At 68.5% G+C, this 18,550-nt stretch carries 16 protein-coding genes; 11 read left to right on the plus strand and 5 right to left on the minus strand.

Features of this window, described 5'->3' with window-relative positions; all coding sequences use genetic code 11:
* Positions 1-54: 54 nt before the first annotated feature.
* The 9 genes from mnmG to RTY46_RS14230 all read left to right on the plus strand — a co-directional run bounded on the left by mnmG (position 55) and on the right by RTY46_RS14230 (position 10,380).
* Positions 55-1,944: a tRNA uridine-5-carboxymethylaminomethyl(34) synthesis enzyme MnmG gene (gene mnmG, locus RTY46_RS14190; protein WP_312709124.1), complete on the plus strand. Its 1,890-nt coding sequence runs from the start codon at positions 55-57 to the stop codon at positions 1,942-1,944.
* A gap of 134 nt (positions 1,945-2,078) precedes the next feature.
* A complete protein-coding gene (locus RTY46_RS14195; protein ID WP_312709125.1) occupies positions 2,079-2,897 on the plus strand; it encodes a nucleotidyltransferase domain-containing protein in 819 nt (272 codons plus the stop codon).
* An 80-nt stretch (positions 2,898-2,977) separates the two neighbouring features.
* Positions 2,978-3,508, plus strand: coding sequence for a gamma carbonic anhydrase family protein (locus RTY46_RS14200; protein WP_312709127.1), 531 nt, complete (start codon positions 2,978-2,980; stop codon positions 3,506-3,508).
* Positions 3,509-3,633: 125 nt separating this feature from the next.
* A complete protein-coding gene (locus RTY46_RS14205; protein ID WP_312709128.1) occupies positions 3,634-4,323 on the plus strand; it encodes an RDD family protein in 690 nt (229 codons plus the stop codon).
* Positions 4,320-5,312, plus strand: a complete 993-nt coding sequence (locus RTY46_RS14210; protein WP_312709129.1) for a stage II sporulation protein M — start codon at positions 4,320-4,322, stop codon at positions 5,310-5,312. Before RTY46_RS14205 ends, RTY46_RS14210 begins: the two co-directional genes overlap by 4 nt.
* Positions 5,302-6,903, plus strand: a complete 1,602-nt coding sequence (locus tag RTY46_RS14215; RefSeq protein ID WP_312709130.1) for a DUF4129 domain-containing protein — start codon at positions 5,302-5,304, stop codon at positions 6,901-6,903. The genes RTY46_RS14210 and RTY46_RS14215 overlap by 11 nt, the downstream gene beginning before the upstream one ends.
* On the plus strand, positions 6,900-8,102 hold the full coding sequence (locus tag RTY46_RS14220) for a DUF4350 domain-containing protein (protein ID WP_312709131.1): 1,203 nt from the start codon (positions 6,900-6,902) through the stop codon (positions 8,100-8,102). Before RTY46_RS14215 ends, RTY46_RS14220 begins: the two co-directional genes overlap by 4 nt.
* Entirely contained in the window at positions 8,099-9,085 is a 987-nt protein-coding gene (locus RTY46_RS14225) for a MoxR family ATPase (protein WP_312709133.1), read from the plus strand. The genes RTY46_RS14220 and RTY46_RS14225 overlap by 4 nt, the downstream gene beginning before the upstream one ends.
* Positions 9,082-10,380 carry a DUF58 domain-containing protein gene (locus RTY46_RS14230; RefSeq protein WP_312709135.1) on the plus strand — a complete coding sequence of 433 codons (1,299 nt, stop codon included), beginning with the start codon at positions 9,082-9,084 and terminating at the stop codon, positions 10,378-10,380. Before RTY46_RS14225 ends, RTY46_RS14230 begins: the two co-directional genes overlap by 4 nt.
* A gap of 95 nt (positions 10,381-10,475) precedes the next feature.
* Here RTY46_RS14230 and RTY46_RS14235 read toward each other — a convergent pair whose 3' ends face one another.
* The 3 genes from RTY46_RS14235 to RTY46_RS14245 are packed head-to-tail and all read right to left on the minus strand — an operon-like array spanning position 10,476 to position 12,884.
* Positions 10,476-11,129, minus strand: coding sequence for a hypothetical protein (locus RTY46_RS14235; RefSeq protein ID WP_312709137.1), 654 nt, complete (start codon positions 11,127-11,129; stop codon positions 10,476-10,478).
* A complete protein-coding gene (locus RTY46_RS14240) occupies positions 11,129-12,307 on the minus strand; it encodes a glutathionylspermidine synthase family protein (protein ID WP_312709138.1) in 1,179 nt (392 codons plus the stop codon). Before RTY46_RS14240 ends, RTY46_RS14235 begins: the two co-directional genes overlap by 1 nt.
* Before the next feature lie 7 nt (positions 12,308-12,314).
* Positions 12,315-12,884, minus strand: coding sequence for a DUF1190 domain-containing protein (locus RTY46_RS14245; RefSeq protein ID WP_108751249.1), 570 nt, complete (start codon positions 12,882-12,884; stop codon positions 12,315-12,317).
* A 335-nt stretch (positions 12,885-13,219) separates the two neighbouring features.
* Here RTY46_RS14245 and ilvD point away from each other — a divergent pair, with 335 nt between their 5' ends.
* Positions 13,220-15,058, plus strand: coding sequence for a dihydroxy-acid dehydratase (ilvD, locus tag RTY46_RS14250; protein WP_312709139.1), 1,839 nt, complete (start codon positions 13,220-13,222; stop codon positions 15,056-15,058).
* 49 nt (positions 15,059-15,107) lie between these two features.
* Here the strand turns inward: ilvD and RTY46_RS14255 are convergent, their stop codons facing one another.
* Positions 15,108-15,482 (minus strand): hypothetical protein, encoded by a 375-nt coding sequence (locus RTY46_RS14255; protein ID WP_312709141.1) that lies wholly within the window; start codon positions 15,480-15,482, stop codon positions 15,108-15,110.
* 113 nt (positions 15,483-15,595) lie between these two features.
* On the opposite strand from RTY46_RS14255, the gene RTY46_RS14260 reads away from it, so the two are divergent.
* The gene (locus RTY46_RS14260) at positions 15,596-16,207 is read left to right on the plus strand and encodes a hypothetical protein (protein ID WP_312709143.1); all 612 of its coding nucleotides are present in this window, start codon (positions 15,596-15,598) and stop codon (positions 16,205-16,207) included.
* Between the two features lie 57 nt (positions 16,208-16,264).
* Here RTY46_RS14260 and dinG read toward each other — a convergent pair whose 3' ends face one another.
* Positions 16,265-18,367: an ATP-dependent DNA helicase DinG gene (dinG, locus tag RTY46_RS14265; RefSeq protein WP_312709145.1), complete on the minus strand. Its 2,103-nt coding sequence runs from the start codon at positions 18,365-18,367 to the stop codon at positions 16,265-16,267.
* Between the last annotated feature and the right edge of the window lie 183 nt (positions 18,368-18,550).

The following is an 18,550-nucleotide window of genomic DNA, read 5'->3' on the forward strand; positions in this document are numbered from 1 at the left end:
AAATCGCCACCCCGGCAGCGCCCCTGGCGCGCCCGCCCCTGTTGACCTGCCCCTATGAACCCGTCCTTCCATCGTTACGATGTCATCGTCATTGGCGGCGGCCACGCCGGCACCGAAGCCGCGCTGGCGGCGGCCCGTACCGGCGTGCGCACCCTGCTGCTGACCCACAACATCGAAACCGTGGGCGCCATGAGCTGCAACCCGGCCATCGGCGGCATCGGCAAGGGCCACCTGGTCAAGGAAATAGACGCCCTGGGCGGTGCGATGGCACATGCCGCCGACCGTGCCGGCATCCAGTGGCGCACGCTCAACGCCTCCAAGGGCCCGGCCGTGCGCGCCACCCGCTGCCAGGCCGACCGCAACCTGTACCGCATGGCGATCCGCGCCATCGTCGAAGGCCAGGCCAACCTGACCGTATTCCAGGCGGCCGTCGATGACCTGGTCATCGAAGGCGATGCGGTACGCGGGGTCATCACCCAGACCGGCCTGCGCTTCGACGCTGAGGCTGTGGTGCTGACGGCGGGCACCTTCCTGGCCGGCAAGATCCACGTCGGCCCCACCCAGTACGCAGCCGGCCGCATGGGCGACCCGCCGGCCACCACGCTGGCCGCACGCCTGCGCGAGCGCCCGTTCCAGGTGGACCGCCTGAAGACCGGCACGCCGCCGCGCATCGATGGCCGTTCGCTCGATTACAGCGTGATGGACGAGCAGCCCGGCGATACGCCGCGGCCGGTCATGTCCTTCCTCGGTTCGGTGGACGAGCATCCGCAGCAGGTCAGCTGCTGGATCACCCACACCACCGAGCAGACCCATCAGATCATCCGCGACGCCCTGCACCGCTCGCCGCTGTACAGCGGCCAGATCGAAGGCATCGGCCCGCGCTACTGCCCGTCCATCGAAGACAAGGTGGTGCGCTTCGCCGAGAAGGCCAGCCACCAGATCTTCGTGGAACCCGAAGGCCTGGGCATCGTCGAGATCTATCCCAACGGCATTTCCACCTCGCTGCCGTTCGACGTGCAGCTGGAGATGGTGCGCAGCATCGTCGGTTTCCAGAACGCGCACATCACCCGCCCGGGTTACGCCATCGAATACGACTTCTTCGACCCGCGCGGGCTGAAGGCCTCGCTGGAAACCAAGCTGGTCAACGGCCTGTTCTTCGCCGGCCAGATCAACGGCACCACCGGCTACGAAGAAGCCGCCGCGCAGGGCCTGCTGGCCGGCCTGAACGCCGCGCGCCAGGTGCGTGGGCTGGACGGGTGGTGCCCACGCCGCGACGAGGCGTACCTGGGCGTGCTGGTCGATGACCTGATCACCCACGGCACCAACGAGCCGTACCGCATGTTCACCAGCCGCGCCGAGTACCGCCTGCAGCTGCGCGAGGACAACGCCGACCAGCGCCTGACCCCGGCCGGCCGCGAGATGGGTCTGGTCGATGACCGCCGCTGGAGCGCCTTCGAGACCAAGCAGGCCGCGGTGGCCGCCGAACGCGCGCGCCTGGGTGCGCTGTGGGCGACCCCGGCCAATGCGCTGGGCCGCGAAGTGCAGGAGACGCTGGGCGTGGCGGTCAGCCGCGAAACCAACGTGCTGGACCTGATCAAGCGCCCGGAGCTGGACTACGCGCAGCTGATGCAGGTGCCGTCGCTGGGCCCGGCCGTGGCCGATGGCAAGGTGGCCGAACAGGTCGAGATCGGCGTGAAGTACGCCGGCTACCTCGACCGCCAACGCGAGGAGATCGAACGCCAGCAGCGGCATGAAGCCACGCCCATTGCCCAGGATTTCGATTACGCGATCGTGCGCGGCCTGTCGGCCGAAGCGCTGCAGAAGCTTGAACGCGTGCGCCCGCAGACCATCGGCCAGGCCCAGCGCATTCCGGGCATGACCCCGGCAGCGATCTCGCTGCTGCTGGTGCACCTGGAACGCGCCCGCCGCGGCCGCGTGGCGTAACCCCCCTGCCTGCGTGTCGACCAAGGTCGACACCTACCGGGACCGGTGGGTAGGTGTCGACCTTGGTCGACACGCATGCATGCGCCACGCGTGCGTTACAGTCGAGCACGCTCGACTCTACGAATCTGCTCTGCATGGACGACATCCACCCGATCGCGCCGGACAAGCGCGCCGCCATCCTTTCCACCCTGGCCGACATCGAACGCACGCATGACGTGCGCGTGCTGCTGGCCTGCGAATCGGGCAGCCGTGGCTGGGGTTTCTCGTCGCCGGACAGTGACTACGACGCGCGCTTCATCTACGTGCACCGCCAGCCGTGGTACCTGAGCGTGAACGAAGCCACCGGCCCCGGCCAGGCGCAGCGCGATGTGATCGAGCTGCCCATCGACGACGAACTGGACGTCAGCGGCTGGGACCTGCGCAAGGCGCTGCGGCTGGTATCCAAGTCCAACCCGACCCTGATCGAATGGCTGCGCTCGTCGATCATCTACCAGCAGGACGGCGCTGCCGTGGCCCAGCTGTGGCAGGCCGCCGAGCACTTCTACTCGCCGCTGGGCACGTGGTGGCACTACTTCAACATGGCCCGCTCCAACCATCGCGGCTACCTGCGCGGCGACACGGTGCGCACCAAGAAATACCTGTACGTACTTCGGCCGCTGCTGGCCTGCCAATGGATCGAACACGAGCAGACGCCGCCGCCGATGGCCTTCGAGGACCTGCTGGACCGGCTGCTGCCCCACGGCCCGGTACGCGCGGCCATCGATGCGCTGCTGATGGTGAAGCGTGCCAGCGCCGAAGTCGCCGCCGGGCCACGCATTGCCGCCATCAGCGATTACATCGATGCGGAACTGGCTGCGCGCGCCGACGGCCCACGACTGCCCGCAGGGCATGGGGATGCGGCGTGGCTGGATGATCTGTTCCGGCAGATGCTGGCCGCGCACGCGCCGGCATAGGCGGTAGCGCCGGGCCATGCCCGGCGAGCGCAGCGGCACGCGTATCATCGTCGCGAATGCCCCGAATGCTGGAGACACCGATGACCCCGCTGCGCCCTTTCCGCGACAAGATGCCCGTACTCGGCGAACGCGTGTACATCGACCCGGCATGCACCCTCATCGGCGATGTGGAACTGGCCGACGACGTGTCGATCTGGCCGGGAACGGTGATCCGTGGTGACGTGAATCATGTGCGCATCGGCACACGCACAAACGTGCAGGACGGCACCATCATCCATGTCAGCCACCACAGTCCCTACAACAAGGCCGGCTACCCCACCCTGATCGGTGAGGGCGTGACCGTCGGCCACGGCTGCATCATCCACGCCTGCAGCATTGGCGATTACAGCCTGATCGGCATGGGCGCATGCATCCTGGACGGCGCGCAGATCGCCCGCCATGCCTTCGTCGGCGCTGGCGCGGTGGTCGGCCCCGGCAAGGTGGTGGGCGAAGGCGAGCTGTGGGTGGGCAACCCGGCGCGGCCGGCGCGCACGCTCAGCGACAAGGAGATCGAATCGCTGCACTACTCGGCCGACCACTACGTACGTCTGAAGAACGAATACCTGGGCTGAGCCGCTCCGCGGCGATCACGCTCTGCTACAGTCGGGGCCCGACCAGGAACCGTCGAGACCCCGCCCATGCCCGTGGCCGCACGCCGGAGAGGACTCCAGCGCCCACATCCGCGAACATCACCCTGATGGTCGCGCCCATGCTCGATACCTACCGCGAGGTGGTCACGCCCGAAGGCGTGCTGCTGCAGTTGCCGGTTGCCGGACCGATGCCGCGTGCGCTGGCCTGGCTGATCGACCTGGGCATCCGCGTGGGCGCTGGCTTCGTGCTGGCCTTTCCGCTGGCGCTGCTGGACGAGTTCGGCCGCGGCATCTATCTGGCCATCCTGTTCCTGTTGATGTGGGCCTACCCCATCGTCTGCGAAGCGCTGTGGGGCCGTACCCCCGGCAAGCGAGCGCTCGGGCTGCGCGTGGTGATGCGCGATGGCGCGCCGCTGGGCTGGACCGGGGCGATTACCCGCAACCTGTTGCGCACCGTGGACATGTTGCCCTTCGCCTACGCCCTGGGTCTGCTCAGCAGCCTGTTCGATCCACATGGGCGACGCCTGGGCGATCTGGTCGCCGGCACCGTGGTGGTGCATGCACCGCCGTTCTACCTGCCGCCGCCGGTCACCATCGACAGTGTGCTGGCACCGGCACAACCACTGCGGCCGGAAGAGCAGACGGCGGTAATGGCTTTCGCCGAGCGCGCGCCGCGGCTGTCGCCGGCCCGCCAGCAGGAACTGGCTGGGCTGGCCCAGCCCCTCACCGGGGCCAACGGTCAGGTGGGCGTGCTGCGTCTGTACGCCATGGCCAACTGGCTGTTGGGCCGGCGATGAAACAGGAACAGTTCGTCGCCCGCCATCAGCAGGAATGGCATGCGCTGGAACAGTGGCTGCAGAAGCGCGCGGCCGTATTGCGGCGGCGGCGCCCTGCCGTGGGCAGTGAAGATCCCGGTGACACCGCTTTCGCCCAGCGCTATCGGCGGCTGTGCCAGCAGCTGGCACTGGCCCGCGAGCGCGGCTACAGCCCGCAGCTGGTGCAGCGCCTGCAGGGGCTGATGCAGCAGGGCCACGACGTGCTGTACCGCACGCCGCCCACGCGCTGGCAGCGTGCACTGGAATTCCTGGTCGCTGATTTTCCGCTGCTGGTGCGCAGCCAGGCACGCAGCATGTGGGCGGCGCTGGCCATGTTCGCGGTGCCCGCCATCGCCTGCTTCGTACTGGTGCAGTGGCACCCGGACAGCGTGTACCTGCTTATGGACAACGCGCAGATTGCCAGCATGGAACGCATGTACGACCCCTCGGCCGACCGCCTGGGGCGTGACAGCGGTACCGACTGGATGATGTTCGGCTACTACATCCTCAACAACATCGGCATTGCCCTGCGCACCTTCGCCAGCGGCCTGCTGGCCGGGCTGGGCACGCTGCTGGTGCTGCTGTTCAACGGGGTCACCCTCGGTGCGGTAGCCGGCCACCTGCAGCAGATCGGCCATGGCGATCCGTTCTGGCGCTTCGTGGTCGGGCATGCCGCCTTCGAGCTGACCGCCATCGTGATTGCCGGCGGTGCGGGCCTGCAGCTGGGCATGCGCCTGCTGGCACCGGACCGGCAGCGCCGCGTGGACGCGCTGGTGGAGGGCGGGCGCATCGGCGCACGCCTGTGCCTGGGCGCGGCCTTCATGCTGCTGCTGGCGGCCTTCGTGGAGGCGTTCTGGTCCTCCATTGCCGATATTCCAGCCTGGCTGAAATTCGGCGTGGGCGGCCTGCTGTGGGCCGGTGTGCTGCTGTGGCTGTGGCGCGGTGGGCGCGGGGGCAACCGTGCGGATTGAACATCTGAACGTGGCGCTGCGCACACGCAGCAGCTGGGAAGCGATGGAACTGGGCATGGCCCTGGCACGTCGCCACGCGCGCAGCGTATGGGGCAGCTGGCTGCTGGCCAGCGCCCCCCTGTTCGTCGTGTTCAACGCGCTGGCCTGGTGGCTGGATGCGTTCGGCTGGGCCTGGTTGTTGATGTGGTGGTGCAAACCCCTGTTCGAACGCGCGCCGCTGTACGCGCTGTCGCGCGGCATCTTCGGCGAACAGGTGGCGCCGCGCGCGGCGCTGCGTGCGCAGCGGCACTGGGGCAACACCGGGTTCTGGGGTTACCTCGGCTGGCGCCGCTTCAGTGGGCTGCGCAGCCTGTGCCTGCCGGTGAACCTGCTGGAAGGCAACCCGCCGGAACAGCGCGCGCCGCGCCGACGCGCGGTGGCGGCCGGTGCGGGCGGTTCGGCGATGATGCTGTGCTGCCTGTGTCTGGGCTTCGAACTGGTGCTGGTGCTGGGCGCGATCGCCTCGGCCTTCCTGTTCATTCCGCTGGACCTGCTGCCCGACTCGTGGCGTGCGGCGCTGGACCTGGTGCGCGTGGCGCCTCCGCCGTGGGCCCTGTTGCTGCTCAATCTGCTGTGCTGGCTGGCCTCGGCGCTGGTCGGCCCGCTGTACGTCGGTGCCGGCTTCGGGCTGTATCTGAACCGGCGCACGGAAATGGAGGCCTGGGACGTGGAAATGGCCCTGCGCCGGCTGCGTGACCGCCTGCTGCCGGCCGCGTCTTCGCTGGCGCTGCTGCTGTGCCTGCTGCTGCCGCTGGCGCCGGCCCACGCACAGGACAGCGACGATCGCGCGGGTGCGACGGAGCAGAGCGAAAAGACCATGGGCAAGCGCGACAAGGCGGCCGAAGACCCGGTCAACACCCCGGCGGTGATCTTCGGCGACGCGCCGGTGGACACTGCCGGCTTCCGCCAGGCGGTGAACCGCGCCTACGAAGATCCGCTGCAGCGCCCGCTGCGTCAGATCACCCGATGGCAGCCGATCGACCCGCCGGAGAAGGAAGCGAAACAGAAAAAGGCGCTGCAGAACGACACCGACGGCCATCGCACGCGCAAGACTCGCCAGGACATGCGCCTGTGGATGGCGCGCGCTGCCGAGTGGGCCCTGTGGGGCGGCCTGGGCTTGCTGGTGGTGGTACTGCTGTTGACTGCCCGGTTGTGGCTGCCCTGGCTGCGTGGCAGCGGCAGGCGCAAGGCCGCAGCGGCCCCCGCCATCCGCGAAGACAGCATCGTCCTGCCTGACGTGCTGCCGCCGGATGTGGCCACCCAGGCCGCGCGGCTGTGGGACCAGGGCTGCCCGCGCCAGGCGCTGGCCCTGCTGTATCGCGCCAGCGTCGGCACGGTGGTGGACCGCAGCGGCGTGGTCCTGCCGCCCGGCGCTACCGAAGCGCAGTGCCTGCGCGCATCGCGGCGCATGCCCGAGGCCAGCGACCGCGAGCTGTTCGCGCGCATCGTGCGCATGTGGCAGTTCGCTGCCTACGGCGGGCGCCTGCCGAACCGTGGTGATTTCGACGCACTGTCCACAGCACTGCAGCAGCAGTTCCGGTGGCAGGCATGAACCCGCGCCTGTTCTGGTCGCTGCTGTTGGGCGCGTTGATCGTGCTGGGGGTGCCACTGACGATCCTGTTCCTGCGTACCCACGAAAAGGTCACCCAGACCCTGGTACTGCCGCCGCAGGGCGAGGCCAGCTTCAATCCGCTGTACGTGCTGGGCCAGGCACTGCGCGCAGACGGTCTGCAGGTACAGACGCGGCAGCAGCTGCAGCTGCGCGACATGCCGCTGGCCGCGGGCGATACCCTGGTGCTGCTGCAGGACACCCGCGATCTGGCACCGCACACCGCGCAGGCCCTGCTTGCCTGGGTGGAACAGGGCGGGCATCTGCTGCTGCGCACGCCTCCACCCGGTAATGGCCGGCACAAGGACACCCCTCGCAGCACCCAGGGCCCGCTGCTGGATCGCATCGGCGTGGACAGCCTGTTCCACGACAGCAGCTGCCAGCGCTTCACTGTGGCCGATGATTCCGACCAGAGGGTGTTCTGCAAAGGCCGCCGTTTCTCGCTCGGCTTCCGCGCTACGGCCAATGCCGAACGCCTCTGGGGCAGCGAGCACGGTCTGGTGTTCGCGCGCCTGCGCCATGGCCAGGGCCGCATCGATGTGCTGGCCGATATGGAGTTCATGCGCGGCAACGGCGCCGCGGCCATCACCGAAAGGCGTGTGCTGGATCCCGGGCAACGCCCACGTGGTGGCCTGAACGACCTCGCCCATCGCGATCTGACCCGCTACCTGCTGGACCCCAACTATGGCCGTGGCACGGTCTGGCTGGTCTACGGCACGCGGCCGCCCACGCTGTTCGCCCGCCTGGTGCTGCAGGGCTGGCCGGTATGGGTGCCACTGCTGATGGCGATCCTGGGCTGGCTATGGGCGCGCTCGCAGCGGCTGGGCAGTGCGCAGCCGTCACCGGTGGTGGCACGCCGTTCCCTGCTGGAACACGTGCGTGCCAGCGGCGAACTGCTGCTGCGCTTCGGCCAGGGGCCACACCTGTACCGCGCAGTGCAGGCGCTGTTCCTGCACCGGCTGCGCCTGCGCGCGCCGGTGGCCGCCGCGCTGGACGGCGGCGCGCGCGACCAGGCCATCGCCGAACTTCTGCGCTGGCCGGTAGCGCGCGTCGCCAGCGCGCTTACCGTGCCCGCCGCCAACGATTCCTCCGCCCTGCGCGAGCGCATCCGCTTGCTGCTCCAGATGAGATCCCTGCTATGACCGATGCCCCTGAGCTTCCGTCCGCCACTGCCACCGGCCTGATCGAGCGCGTTGATGCCATCCGCGAAGCGGTTGGCCGTGCCTTCATCGGCCAGACCGATGTACTGGACCAGATTCTGGTCGCGCTGCTGGCCGGCGGCCATGTGCTGATCGAAGGCGTGCCCGGGCTGGGCAAGACCCTGCTGGTGCGGGCGCTGGCACAGGCGCTGGAACTGGACTACGGGCGCGTGCAGTTCACCCCGGACCTGATGCCCAGCGATGTAAGTGGCCACGCGGTGTACGACCCGAAGAGCGAGAGCTTCAAGATCCGCCGCGGCCCGGTGTTCACCAATCTGCTGCTGGCCGATGAAATCAATCGCGCCCCGGCCAAGACGCAGTCGGCGTTGCTGGAAGTGATGCAGGAAGGCCAGGTCACCATCGAAGGCAAGGCGTTCACCCTGGCGCCGCCGTTCATGGCCCTGGCCACGCAGAACCCGCTGGAACAGGAAGGCACCTATCCGCTGCCGGAAGCACAGCTGGACCGCTTCCTGCTGAAGGTGCTGATCGACTACCCGCAGCTGGAAGACGAGAAGCACATGGTCACGGCCATCACCCGTGGTCGCGCCGCCAGCGACTTCGACCTGAGCCAGGTCCCGCGCGTGCTCGGTGCCGGCGAACTGCTGTCGCTGCAGCAGGCCACCGCCGCCATCACCGTCGATGACGAAGTGATCGACTACGCGGTACGGATCGTAGCCGCCACGCGTTCCTGGCCGGGCATCGCCGTCGGCGCCGGCCCGCGTGGCAGCATCGCCCTGGTGCGGGCGGCGCGCGCGCAGGCAGTGCTGGCCGGGCGCGATTTCGTCACCCCCGACGACGTGCGCGACATCGCCCGGCCTGCGCTGCGCCATCGCATCGCGTTGGCCCCGGAACTGCAGATTGAAGGCCAGGGCCCGGATGACGTGCTGGGCGCCCTGCTGGCCAAGGTGGAAGCACCGCGCCGATGAGGCCTGCGCCGCTGCTGCTGGCTGTACTGGTGGCCTGGGCCGTGCTGGGCGGCGTGGTGCTGGCCGGCCTGCTGCCGCGCTGGAGCTGGGCCGCAATGGGCGCGGCAGTGCTGGTGCTGGCACTGCTCGATGCCTGGCGGGTGGCCCGGCAGTCTTCGCCGCAGGTGCAGCGGCAACTGCCCGAAGCGCTGGCGCTGGGCGTGCGGCGCGAGGTGGGCCTGCGCCTGCAGGCCGAGCGCGCCCAGTATGTGCAGGTGTTCGACCTGGCGCCCGGTGGCTGGTCCATGGAAGATCTGCCGCAGCAGCTGCAGCTGCGCCCCGGCCATGCCAGCACCCTGCACTACCACGTGCACCCGCAGCAGCGCGGACGTTTCAGTTTCGACGGCGTGCACCTGCGCCTGCGTTCGCCGTGGCGCCTGTGGTGGCAGCAGCGTACCCTGCCGCCCGCGCTGGATGTACGGGTGTACCCGAACTTCGTGCCGCTCACCCGCTTCGCCTTGTTCAGTGCCGACCAGGCATCGCGGCTGGTGGGCGCACACGTGAAGCGCCGCCGCGGCGAAGGCACCGATTTCCACCAGATGCGGGAATACCGCACCGGCGACAGCCTGCGCCAGCTGGATTGGAAAGCCACCGCGCGCGCGCGCAAGCTGATCTCGCGCGAGTACCAGGACGAGAAGAACCAGCAGTTGCTGCTGATGCTCGACAGCGGCCGGCGCATGCTGGCCAGCGAAGGCGGGCTTTCGCATTTCGACCATGCCTTGAATGCGTCGCTGGTGGTGGCCTACCTGGCGCTGCGCCAGGGCGATGCGGTGGGCCTGTTCGCCGCTGGCGGCGAACGCCGCTGGGTGGCACCGAGGCGTGGCATGGGCACGGTGGAACACCTGCTGCGTGCCAGCTACGACCTGCAACCGCAACCGGTGGCCACCGATTACCTGGCCGCCGCCACCGAAGTGGCCCTGCGCCAGCAGCGGCGCGCGCTGTTGATGCTGGTCAGCAACGTGCGTGACGAGGACATCGAAGACCTGCTGGCTGCGGTGCGCCTGCTGCAGCGCCGCCATCTGGTGTGCGTGGCCAGCCTGCGCGAAAGCGAGCTGGAAGGGGTTCTGGAAGGCGAAGTGAACACGCTGGAAGAGGCCGCCCAGGCCGGCGCCACCGCGCTGTACCTGCAGCAGCGCGCACAGGCGCACGACGCGCTGCGCGCCGAAAAAGTGATGGTGTTGGACGTCACCGCCGATGCCCTGCCCGCCGCGCTGGTCGACCGCTATCTGGCAGTGAAGCGCGAAGGCCTGCTATGACCGCCACACCGCGCTGGTAGGTGCCAACCTTGGTAGCGCCCCGGTAGGTGCCAACCTTGGTTGGCACAGACCCACAGCGCGCACCAAACTTGGCATCACCCCTTCAGCAATCGCCGCTGCAACCGCTCCACCGCACGCTGCAGCAGCACCCGGTTGCGGGCCAGCTTCATCCACTGCGGCAGGCGCGAGAACATCGAGGCGTTGTGCACGCCGCCATGCTCGCGCAGCGCCGACGTCGCGTAGTCATGCAGCACGTGCAGGTGCTCGGCGTTGTAGGCCCACAGCAGACCTGCGCATGTGGGCTCAACCAACTGCAGCGGCAGGCCGAAATGCGGATCTGCCGGCTCGGCATCGCGCAGCGGGCAGACGCTGACTTTCACTTCGCTGGTGCGCCCGCACTGCGCGCACTTGGCCGGCAGCACCTCGGGCACGGCCGTGGAGGCCGACGGCCGATGCTGGTGCACGCACACCCACTGGTGACCACAATAACCGCACGGGCGGCGGCCATCGATGCGCACCGCGCCCACCCAGGCGCCGCTCTCCAGCGCCACGCTGCAGCCGGTGCAACGGAAGCGCGCCGTCCAGCGGTGAGGCTGCCAGCTGGCAACCACCCAGCCCGGCGTGTCACAGCGATGGCAGCGCACCGCCACGCGTCCGGCGAAGGCGTGCAGCGTGCGGCCATCATCGAAGTGCCGCCCCGGCACCGGCGTTGTTCGCCCGCGCCGGCCCAAGGGCCGCCGCACCGCCATCAGACGTAGATCCGCGTCGGCGCCTCGTCCACGATCGCATGCGGCACGAAGCGCGCACTGTCGCGGGTGATCGCGCTGTCATCCTCGCGGATGCCGATGCCGCAGGCGTGGTCGCCGATCACCCAGCTGCCGATCAGCGGGTAACCGCCGTCGAACCGGGTGAGCGGGTGCGCGCGCTGGATGATCGCCGGCCCTTCGTACGGGCCGTCGCTGCGCTGGGTGCTGCCATCGGCCAGGTGCATTTCGATGTTGGCGCCTTCGCGCGAGAACAACGGCTTGCGCACCCAGCCCGAGGCCAGCGTGCTGCCATCGTCGAAATGCGCTTCCAACAGGTTCGGGTGGCCCACGTTGCGCTGCCACAGCAGCGGCAGGATGCCCTTGTTGCTCAGCACCGCCTTCCACGCCGGTTCCAGCAGCTGGATACCCGACCCGGGCAGCGCGCGGCCGAATTCCTCGGCTATCAGGTCTTCCAGCGGGTACAGCTTGAACAGCGTGCCGATCACCGAATCGTCCAGCGCGGTGAAACGGCCGTCCTCGGACAGGCCGATATCTTCAATGGCAATGGCCTGGCCGTGCAGGCCGGCCTGCGACGCGCAATCGCGCAGGTAGTCCACCGTGCCGCGGTCTTCTTCGGAACTGCCCACCGCGCTGAAGTACAACGGCGGCGGCAGCTGCCCGGCCAGCGCGCCGAAGCGCTCGACCAGTGCCTCGTGCATGCCGTTGAACTGGTCAGCGTGCTGCGGCAGGCGGCCCGCGTTGCGCTGGTCCTCCAGCCACTGCCACTGGAAGAAACTGGCCTCGAACAGCGAAGTGGGCGTGTCGTAGTTCAGTTCGTACAGCTTGGCCGGGCCGGTGCCGTCATACGCCAGGTCCAGGCGCCCGTACAGGTGCGGCTGGCGCTGGCGCCAGCTCTCGGCGATCCAGTCGCGGTAATGCGCCGGAATGGCCAACTGGTCCATCAGGCGTTCGCTGGCAATCACATCGCCCACCAGGTCCAGCGCCATCTGGTGCAGTTCGGCGCTGGGATCTTCGATGTCCTGTTCGATCTGGCGCAGGGTGAAGGCGTAGTACGCGCGCTCGTCCCAGTACGGCTGGCCGTCGATGGTGTGGAAGCGGAAACCGGCTTCCTCCGCGCGCGCCCGCCAATGGGCGCGCTCGGCAATCTGGATACGCTGCATGGATCGATCAGCCGCCGAAGCTGCTGCCGCTGCGGCGCGCGCTGGTGCTGCCAAAGCCACTGCGGCTGGCGGTCACGGCGCGGTTCGGTTCACTGGTGACAGGCGCCAGGCCAGCCTTGCCGGCGCCGATGCCGCTGGCGGTGTTCATGCCACCGGTGCCGCCCGGTGCCGGGCGCGCCCAGCCGGCGTTCTTGTCCTGGTAGGCCGGTGCCGACGCCGGCGCCTGCGGGGCCAGGCCGCCGCGGTTGCTCAGCATCTGCGACATGAAGAAGCCCATCATCATCGGGCCGATGAACGAGGTACCGGCCGAGGTGTGCTGCTGCACGCACTGCTCAGGCTTGTAATCCTGCTCGCAGGCTTCCTTGCTGGCGTACTTGGGCGCCGCATCGGCCGCCTTCTGCTGCGCTTCGGCGAAGGCATTGCGGCACGACGACGGGTCGCCGGTGGCCTCGGTGCAGGCCTCCACCGAGGTGTACAGGCCTTCCTGCACCTGCACCTGTTCATCCTTCTGGCAGGCGGTGAACAGCAGGGGGGCAGCGCTCATCAACAGCAGCGCGGTGGTGCGGGAACGCTTCATGGCCTCATGCCTCGGATTCGGATCAATGCCCCAATGATGCCAAATCCGCGCCATCAACCGGAATCGGCAAAGTGCGAAAGATGAACGGGTTTTCATTTTCGTTGGGCACCGGGGTCAGAGCCCATCGCGCCGCGATGGGATCCGACCCCGTCCCGTGCGTCTCAGGCGAGGAGCCCCCTTGTTGTTCAAGGGGGCGCGCCGAAGGCGCGGGGATAAGGAGAAATGCGCGAACCACCAAGCCGCTGCAAGCGGCGAAGGTGGTTGCAGCAGCAACCGAAAAACTCCGCCATGATCGGGCAACCCCCACGTTGTACGGCCCGCCCGTTCCGCCAGCCATGCCTGAATACCGCTCCCGCACCTCCACCGCCGGCCGCAACATGGCCGGCGCCCGCGCCCTGTGGCGCGCCACCGGCATGAAGGACGGCGACTTCCACAAGCCGATCATCGCCATCGCCAACTCCTTCACCCAGTTCGTGCCCGGCCACGTGCACCTGAAGGATCTCGGCCAGCTTGTCGCGCGCGAGATCGAGAAGGTCGGCGGCGTCGCCAAGGAATTCAATACGATCGCCGTCGACGACGGCATCGCCATGGGCCACGACGGCATGCTGTACTCGCTGCCCAGCCGCGAGATCATCGCCGACTCGGTCGAATACATGGTCAACGCGCACTGCGCCGATGCGCTGGTGTGCATTTCCAACTGCGACAAGATCACCCCCGGCATGCTGATGGCCGCCCTGCGCCTCAACATCCCGGTGGTGTTCGTCTCCGGCGGCCCGATGGAAGCCGGCAAGACCAAGCTGTCCGAGCACAAGCTGGACCTGGTCGATGCAATGGTCATCGCCGCCGACGAAAGCGCCAGCGACGAAAAGGTCGCCGAGTTCGAGCGCAGCGCCTGCCCCACCTGCGGTTCCTGTTCGGGCATGTTCACCGCCAACTCGATGAACTGCCTGACCGAAGCGCTGGGCCTGTCGCTGCCCGGCAATGGCTCAACCCTGGCCACCCACGCCGACCGCGAGCAGCTGTTCCTGCGCGCCGGCCGCCTGATCGTTGAACTGTGCCACCGCTGGTACGGCGGCGAAGAAGAGAGCGCGCTGCCGCGTGGCATCGCCACCCAGGCCGCGTTCGCCAACGCGATGACCCTGGACATCGCCATGGGCGGTTCCACCAACACCATCCTGCACCTGCTGGCCGCCGCGCAGGAAGCCGAAGTGGACTTCGACCTGAGCCACATCGATGCGCTGTCGCGGCGCGTGCCGCAGCTGTGCAAGGTGGCGCCGAACACGCCCAGGTACCACATGGAAGACGTACACCGCGCCGGCGGCGTGTACGGCATCCTGGGCGAACTGGCGCGCGGTGGCCTGCTGGATACCACGGTACCGACCGTGCACAGCCGCACCCTGGCCGATGCCATCGAGCGCTGGGACGTGGCGGTCAGCGGCGAATCGAGCGTGCACGACTTCTTCCGCGCCGGCCCGGCCGGCATTCCCACCCAGGTGGCTTTCAGCCAGGCCACGCGCTGGCCCACACTGGATGTGGACCGCGCCGAAGGCTGCATCCGCAGCGTGGAGCACGCCTACTCGGCCGAAGGCGGCCTGGCCGTGCTGCGCGGCAACTTGGCCGTGGATGGCTGCGTGGTGAAGACCGCCGGCGTGGATGAGTCGATCCACGTGTTCGAAGGTACGGCGCGCGTGTTCGAGAGCCAGGACGCGGCCGTGGCCGGCATCCTGGCCGATGAAGTGAAGCCGGGCGACGTGGTGGTGATCCGCTACGAAGGCCCGAAGGGCGGCCCCGGCATGCAGGAAATGCTGTACCCGACCAGCTACCTGAAATCGAAGGGGCTGGGCAAGCAGTGTGCGCTGCTGACCGATGGCCGTTTCTCCGGCGGCACCTCGGGCCTGTCGATCGGCCACGTTTCGCCTGAAGCGGCCAGCGGCGGCGCCATAGGCCTGGTGGAAGACGGCGACCGCATCCGCATCGACATCCCGGCCCGCCGCATCGACCTGCTGCTGGACGAGGCCACCCTGGCCCAGCGCCGCGCCGACGCCGATGCGCGCGGTTGGAAGCCGCGCGAAGCACGCCCGCGCAAGGTCACCAGCGCACTGAAGGCCTACGCACTGCTGGCGACCAGCGCCGACAAGGGCGCCGTGCGCAATACCGCCCTGCTCGGCGATTGAATCGCGCGGGGGGTCGGATCCCTTTCGCAGAAAGGGCTCTGACCCCGGCTCAGGCCTCAGAACGGGACCGACGCGCCAACACATCCACCGAGGGAAATCGGAGGAACCGTGCATGTGCGTCGCCGCGCGATCCGCAGCGCAGATCCCGGCCGCTCCACGACGCCGGCTCACCCTTCAACACTACTCCATCGCGGTGCAGAAACCGTGCGCGTAGCAGCGCATCGAATGGCTTCGTGCCCCGGCCCAGGCAGGCGCGCAACTGCCGTTCCTCCACATCATCAATCGAGGTAACCCAGTACGCGCGGTCCTGCCAGACATCCGAGAAATCGGCGTGGATGCAGAAGGCGTAGAACAGGTGGCCGTCGTCAGACAGCACGCCCTGGATCAGCCCGTCGTAGTACTCGGCAGTCAGCTCGATCTTCATGTGCCTGCTTCGTCCCTGTCCGATGGGGTCAGAGCCCTTCCTGCGGAAGGGATCTGACCCTGATTTCAGCCAACAGCGGTAAGGTAGGACAAAACACCGACACGGAGGTTGTGATGACGTTGCTTTCGCTTGCCCTGGCCGCTGCGCTGGGTGCCGCACCCGAACCGTCGAAGGCGCCGGACTGCAGCTACGACCGCGATGCGATGCTGGCAATGGAACCGGATGCGTTCGACCAGGATCTGGAAGGCGGCTGGCGCCCGCTGGCCGAGCGCGGTTGCCAGCGCGAAGCCGCTGATCTGCTCGCCGCCTACGCTGCACTGCCCAAGGCTGCAGGCAACACCATGATTCTCTGGCATGAAGGCCAGATGCGCGCCGAAGCGGGCCAGTACCCGCAGGCAGTTGCGCTGATGCAGCGGACCTACAAGCCCAAGGACACCGACCCCGGTTACTGGAACGCCTACGTGGACGGGACGATCGCCTTCCTGCAGCGCGATCGCGCGGCGCTGGAGACGTCCCGTGCCACCCTGCTTGCGATACCCACGCCGGCGGTGTTCGCGGAGGCCGTCAAGAACGGGCGGTATCACTTCACCACGCCGGCAGGCCAGGACGTGGATGTGCCGTGGCCGCCAAACCTGGAGATCCTGGACAGGTTGTTGCGCTGTTTTGATCGCGATTACCACACTGCGATGGACGGCCAGGCCTGCCGGAAACCGGAAGGGAGCTGAGGGTGGACGTGCTTGCGGGGGTCAGAGCCCTTCCTGTGGAAGGGATCAAACCCCGCCTCAGCCGATCACGCGCTTGAACGGCGGCAGTGCGTCGATGATGCGCTTGCCGTAGCGGCGGGTCAGCAGCCGCGAGTCGAGAATGATCACCCGGCCGGTATCGGTGGAGGTGCGGATCAGGCGGCCGGCGAACTGGGTGAGCGTGCGCAGCGCGTGCGGGATGGCGATCAGGTTGAAGGCGTTCATGCCGCGCGCTTCCACCCATTCGCTCAGGGTGGCGGTCTGCGGGTCGGTCGGCACCGCGAATGGCACTTGGGTGATGACCACCGTGGTGCAGGCTTCGCCGGGCAGGTCCAGGCCTTCGCCGAAGGAGTTCAGGCCGAACAGCACCGAGCCTTCGCCGGCGGCCACGCGGCGCAGGTGCTCGTCAATCAGCCGGGTCTTGGACATTTCGCCCTGCACCAGCACCTGCTTGCGGCGCGCGGCCGACATCAGGCTGGCCACCTTTTCCATCTTCCAGCGCGAAGTGAACAGCACCATCGAGCCCTTGGCCCAGTCCAGTTCGGTGTCCAGGTAACGCGCCACTTCGCGCGGGTGGCCGTCGCGGTCGTCCGGGGTAACCGGGAACTTCGGCACGATCAGTTCGGCCTGGTTGGGCAGGTCGAACGGCGAGGCCAGCGACACCATCTCCGCTTCCGGCGGGATGCCGTTGTCGATGGCCAGCGACTGGAAATCGCCACCGCCGGTCAGCGTGGCCGAGGTCATCACCACCGAATCCACCTGATCCCACAGCAGCTTGCGCAGCACGTGCGCGGCCGATACAGGCGAGCCATGCAGCACCAGATCGCCGTCGCGGGTGGCGGTGACCCAGCGCGCGGTGGGCGGCGCGCCGTCCTTGTCCTCGCGGCGCCAGGCCTGCCACAGGTTGTACTGCTGCTCGATCATTTCCAGCGCCATGCCGAGGTTGCGCTGCAGGCGCTCGCGCGCGGCATCGTCCGGCTTGCCCTTGGCCACCTGTGCCGTGGCGGCATGGGCCCAGTTGTAGAGGCTGCGGGTGTCGTCGGCCAGTGCTTCGATGGGCTCGCGCCACGCCTCGGGCAGGCGCCCGTTGGCCGCACGCCACATCGGCTCTTCGTCGGCCGGCGCCGGCATCCACACCGCTTCCACGTGATCGCGGAACGCGCGCAGCTGCTTGGCCACGTTGCTGGCCACGTCGATGGCTTCGTTCGGCAGCAGGTTGCCCAGGCGGTCCTTGTCGACCGCGCGGTAGGCACCGGCAATCAGGATCTGCAGGCGACCGACGCGCTTGGCCATGTCGTCCAGGGCCAGGCTGGCCGCGCCCTGGTCGATGGCCACGTTGCCGATATGGTGGCCTTCGTCCAGCACCAGCAGCATGTCCGACGGCGCGGCGATCATCGGCTGGCCGTTGTCGCTGTCACCAATGGACAGCGCCGACAGCAGCAGCGCGTGGTTGGTCACCACGATCTGCGCATCGCGCACGGTGTTGCGTGAGCGCAGCACGGCGCACTGTGCCGAGTACGCACAGCGACGGCCGGCACAGGCTGAGGCCGGCGTGGTGATGCGGCTGCGCAGGCCCGGGCTGATGGTTTCCGGCGCGTTGTCGATGTCACCGTCCCAGCTGCCGCTGGTGAAGGCATCGGACAGGCGCTTGGCGATGTCCATTTCGATGGGAGCCAGCGGCCGGTCGTACAGCGGCGCCTCGTCTTCGAACATGCCGCCCTGCGCGCCCTCGCCCTGCGCTTCGGCGGCGTTGCGCGTGCACAGGTAGCGGGTACGGCCCTTGGCCAGTGCCACGGTCGCCTCCAGGCCGGTGGCCTTGAGGAAATTGGGAATGTCGCGCTCGACCAGCTGCGACTGCAGGGCCACGGTACCGGTACTGATGACCAGCTTCTTCTTGCTGGCCAGGGCGATTGGCACGCCTGCGGTCAGGTAGCCCAGACTCTTGCCGACGCCGGTAGGCGCTTCAACCACGCCCACGCCACCACTGGTGGACAGCGCGCGCGACACCACGCCGATCATCTGGCTCTGCGAGCGGCGGGTGGAGAAACCGGGGGTGTTGGCCTGCAGCGTCGTATAGGCCTTGCGGATCGCGTCCTTCAAGGCGTCATCGAGCTTGCGGGGGGCGGCGACAGTTTCGGTCACGCCGGAAGTTACCGTGGCTGGATCAGGCCGGCCATTGTCGCATGGCCGGCCGACGGGACCGGGGCGACGGCGCTGAACGGGGTCAGCGGCGTCGGCGGTTGGCGGTCACGGTCCGGGCGCCGCGCCGCGGCCAAGGCAGATGCGGCAGGCCCGTCATCGGTAGCGCCGGACCATGCCCGGCGG

It is taken from the genome of Stenotrophomonas sp., from assembly GCF_032056425.1.
Lineage (GTDB): Bacteria > Pseudomonadota > Gammaproteobacteria > Xanthomonadales > Xanthomonadaceae > Stenotrophomonas.

Excerpts from the sequence above, each read along its gene's own strand:
- RTY46_RS14200 (WP_312709127.1), top strand. The coding sequence starts at position 2,978 with ATGACCCCGCTGCGCCCTTTCCGCGACAAGATGCCCGTACTCGGCGAA.
- RTY46_RS14240 (WP_312709138.1), bottom strand. The coding sequence starts at position 12,307 with ATGCAGCGTATCCAGATTGCCGAGCGCGCCCATTGGCGGGCGCGCGCG.
- RTY46_RS14225 (WP_312709133.1), top strand. The coding sequence starts at position 8,099 with ATGACCGATGCCCCTGAGCTTCCGTCCGCCACTGCCACCGGCCTGATC.
- RTY46_RS14195 (WP_312709125.1), top strand. The coding sequence starts at position 2,079 with ATGGACGACATCCACCCGATCGCGCCGGACAAGCGCGCCGCCATCCTT.
- RTY46_RS14235 (WP_312709137.1), bottom strand. The coding sequence starts at position 11,129 with ATGGCGGTGCGGCGGCCCTTGGGCCGGCGCGGGCGAACAACGCCGGTG.
- RTY46_RS14260 (WP_312709143.1), top strand. The coding sequence starts at position 15,596 with ATGACGTTGCTTTCGCTTGCCCTGGCCGCTGCGCTGGGTGCCGCACCC.
- mnmG (WP_312709124.1), top strand. The coding sequence starts at position 55 with ATGAACCCGTCCTTCCATCGTTACGATGTCATCGTCATTGGCGGCGGC.
- ilvD (WP_312709139.1), top strand. The coding sequence starts at position 13,220 with ATGCCTGAATACCGCTCCCGCACCTCCACCGCCGGCCGCAACATGGCC.
- RTY46_RS14255 (WP_312709141.1), bottom strand. The coding sequence starts at position 15,482 with ATGAAGATCGAGCTGACTGCCGAGTACTACGACGGGCTGATCCAGGGC.
- RTY46_RS14220 (WP_312709131.1), top strand. The coding sequence starts at position 6,900 with ATGAACCCGCGCCTGTTCTGGTCGCTGCTGTTGGGCGCGTTGATCGTG.
- RTY46_RS14210 (WP_312709129.1), top strand. The coding sequence starts at position 4,320 with ATGAAACAGGAACAGTTCGTCGCCCGCCATCAGCAGGAATGGCATGCG.
- RTY46_RS14205 (WP_312709128.1), top strand. The coding sequence starts at position 3,634 with ATGGTCGCGCCCATGCTCGATACCTACCGCGAGGTGGTCACGCCCGAA.
- RTY46_RS14230 (WP_312709135.1), top strand. The coding sequence starts at position 9,082 with ATGAGGCCTGCGCCGCTGCTGCTGGCTGTACTGGTGGCCTGGGCCGTG.
- RTY46_RS14245 (WP_108751249.1), bottom strand. The coding sequence starts at position 12,884 with ATGAAGCGTTCCCGCACCACCGCGCTGCTGTTGATGAGCGCTGCCCCC.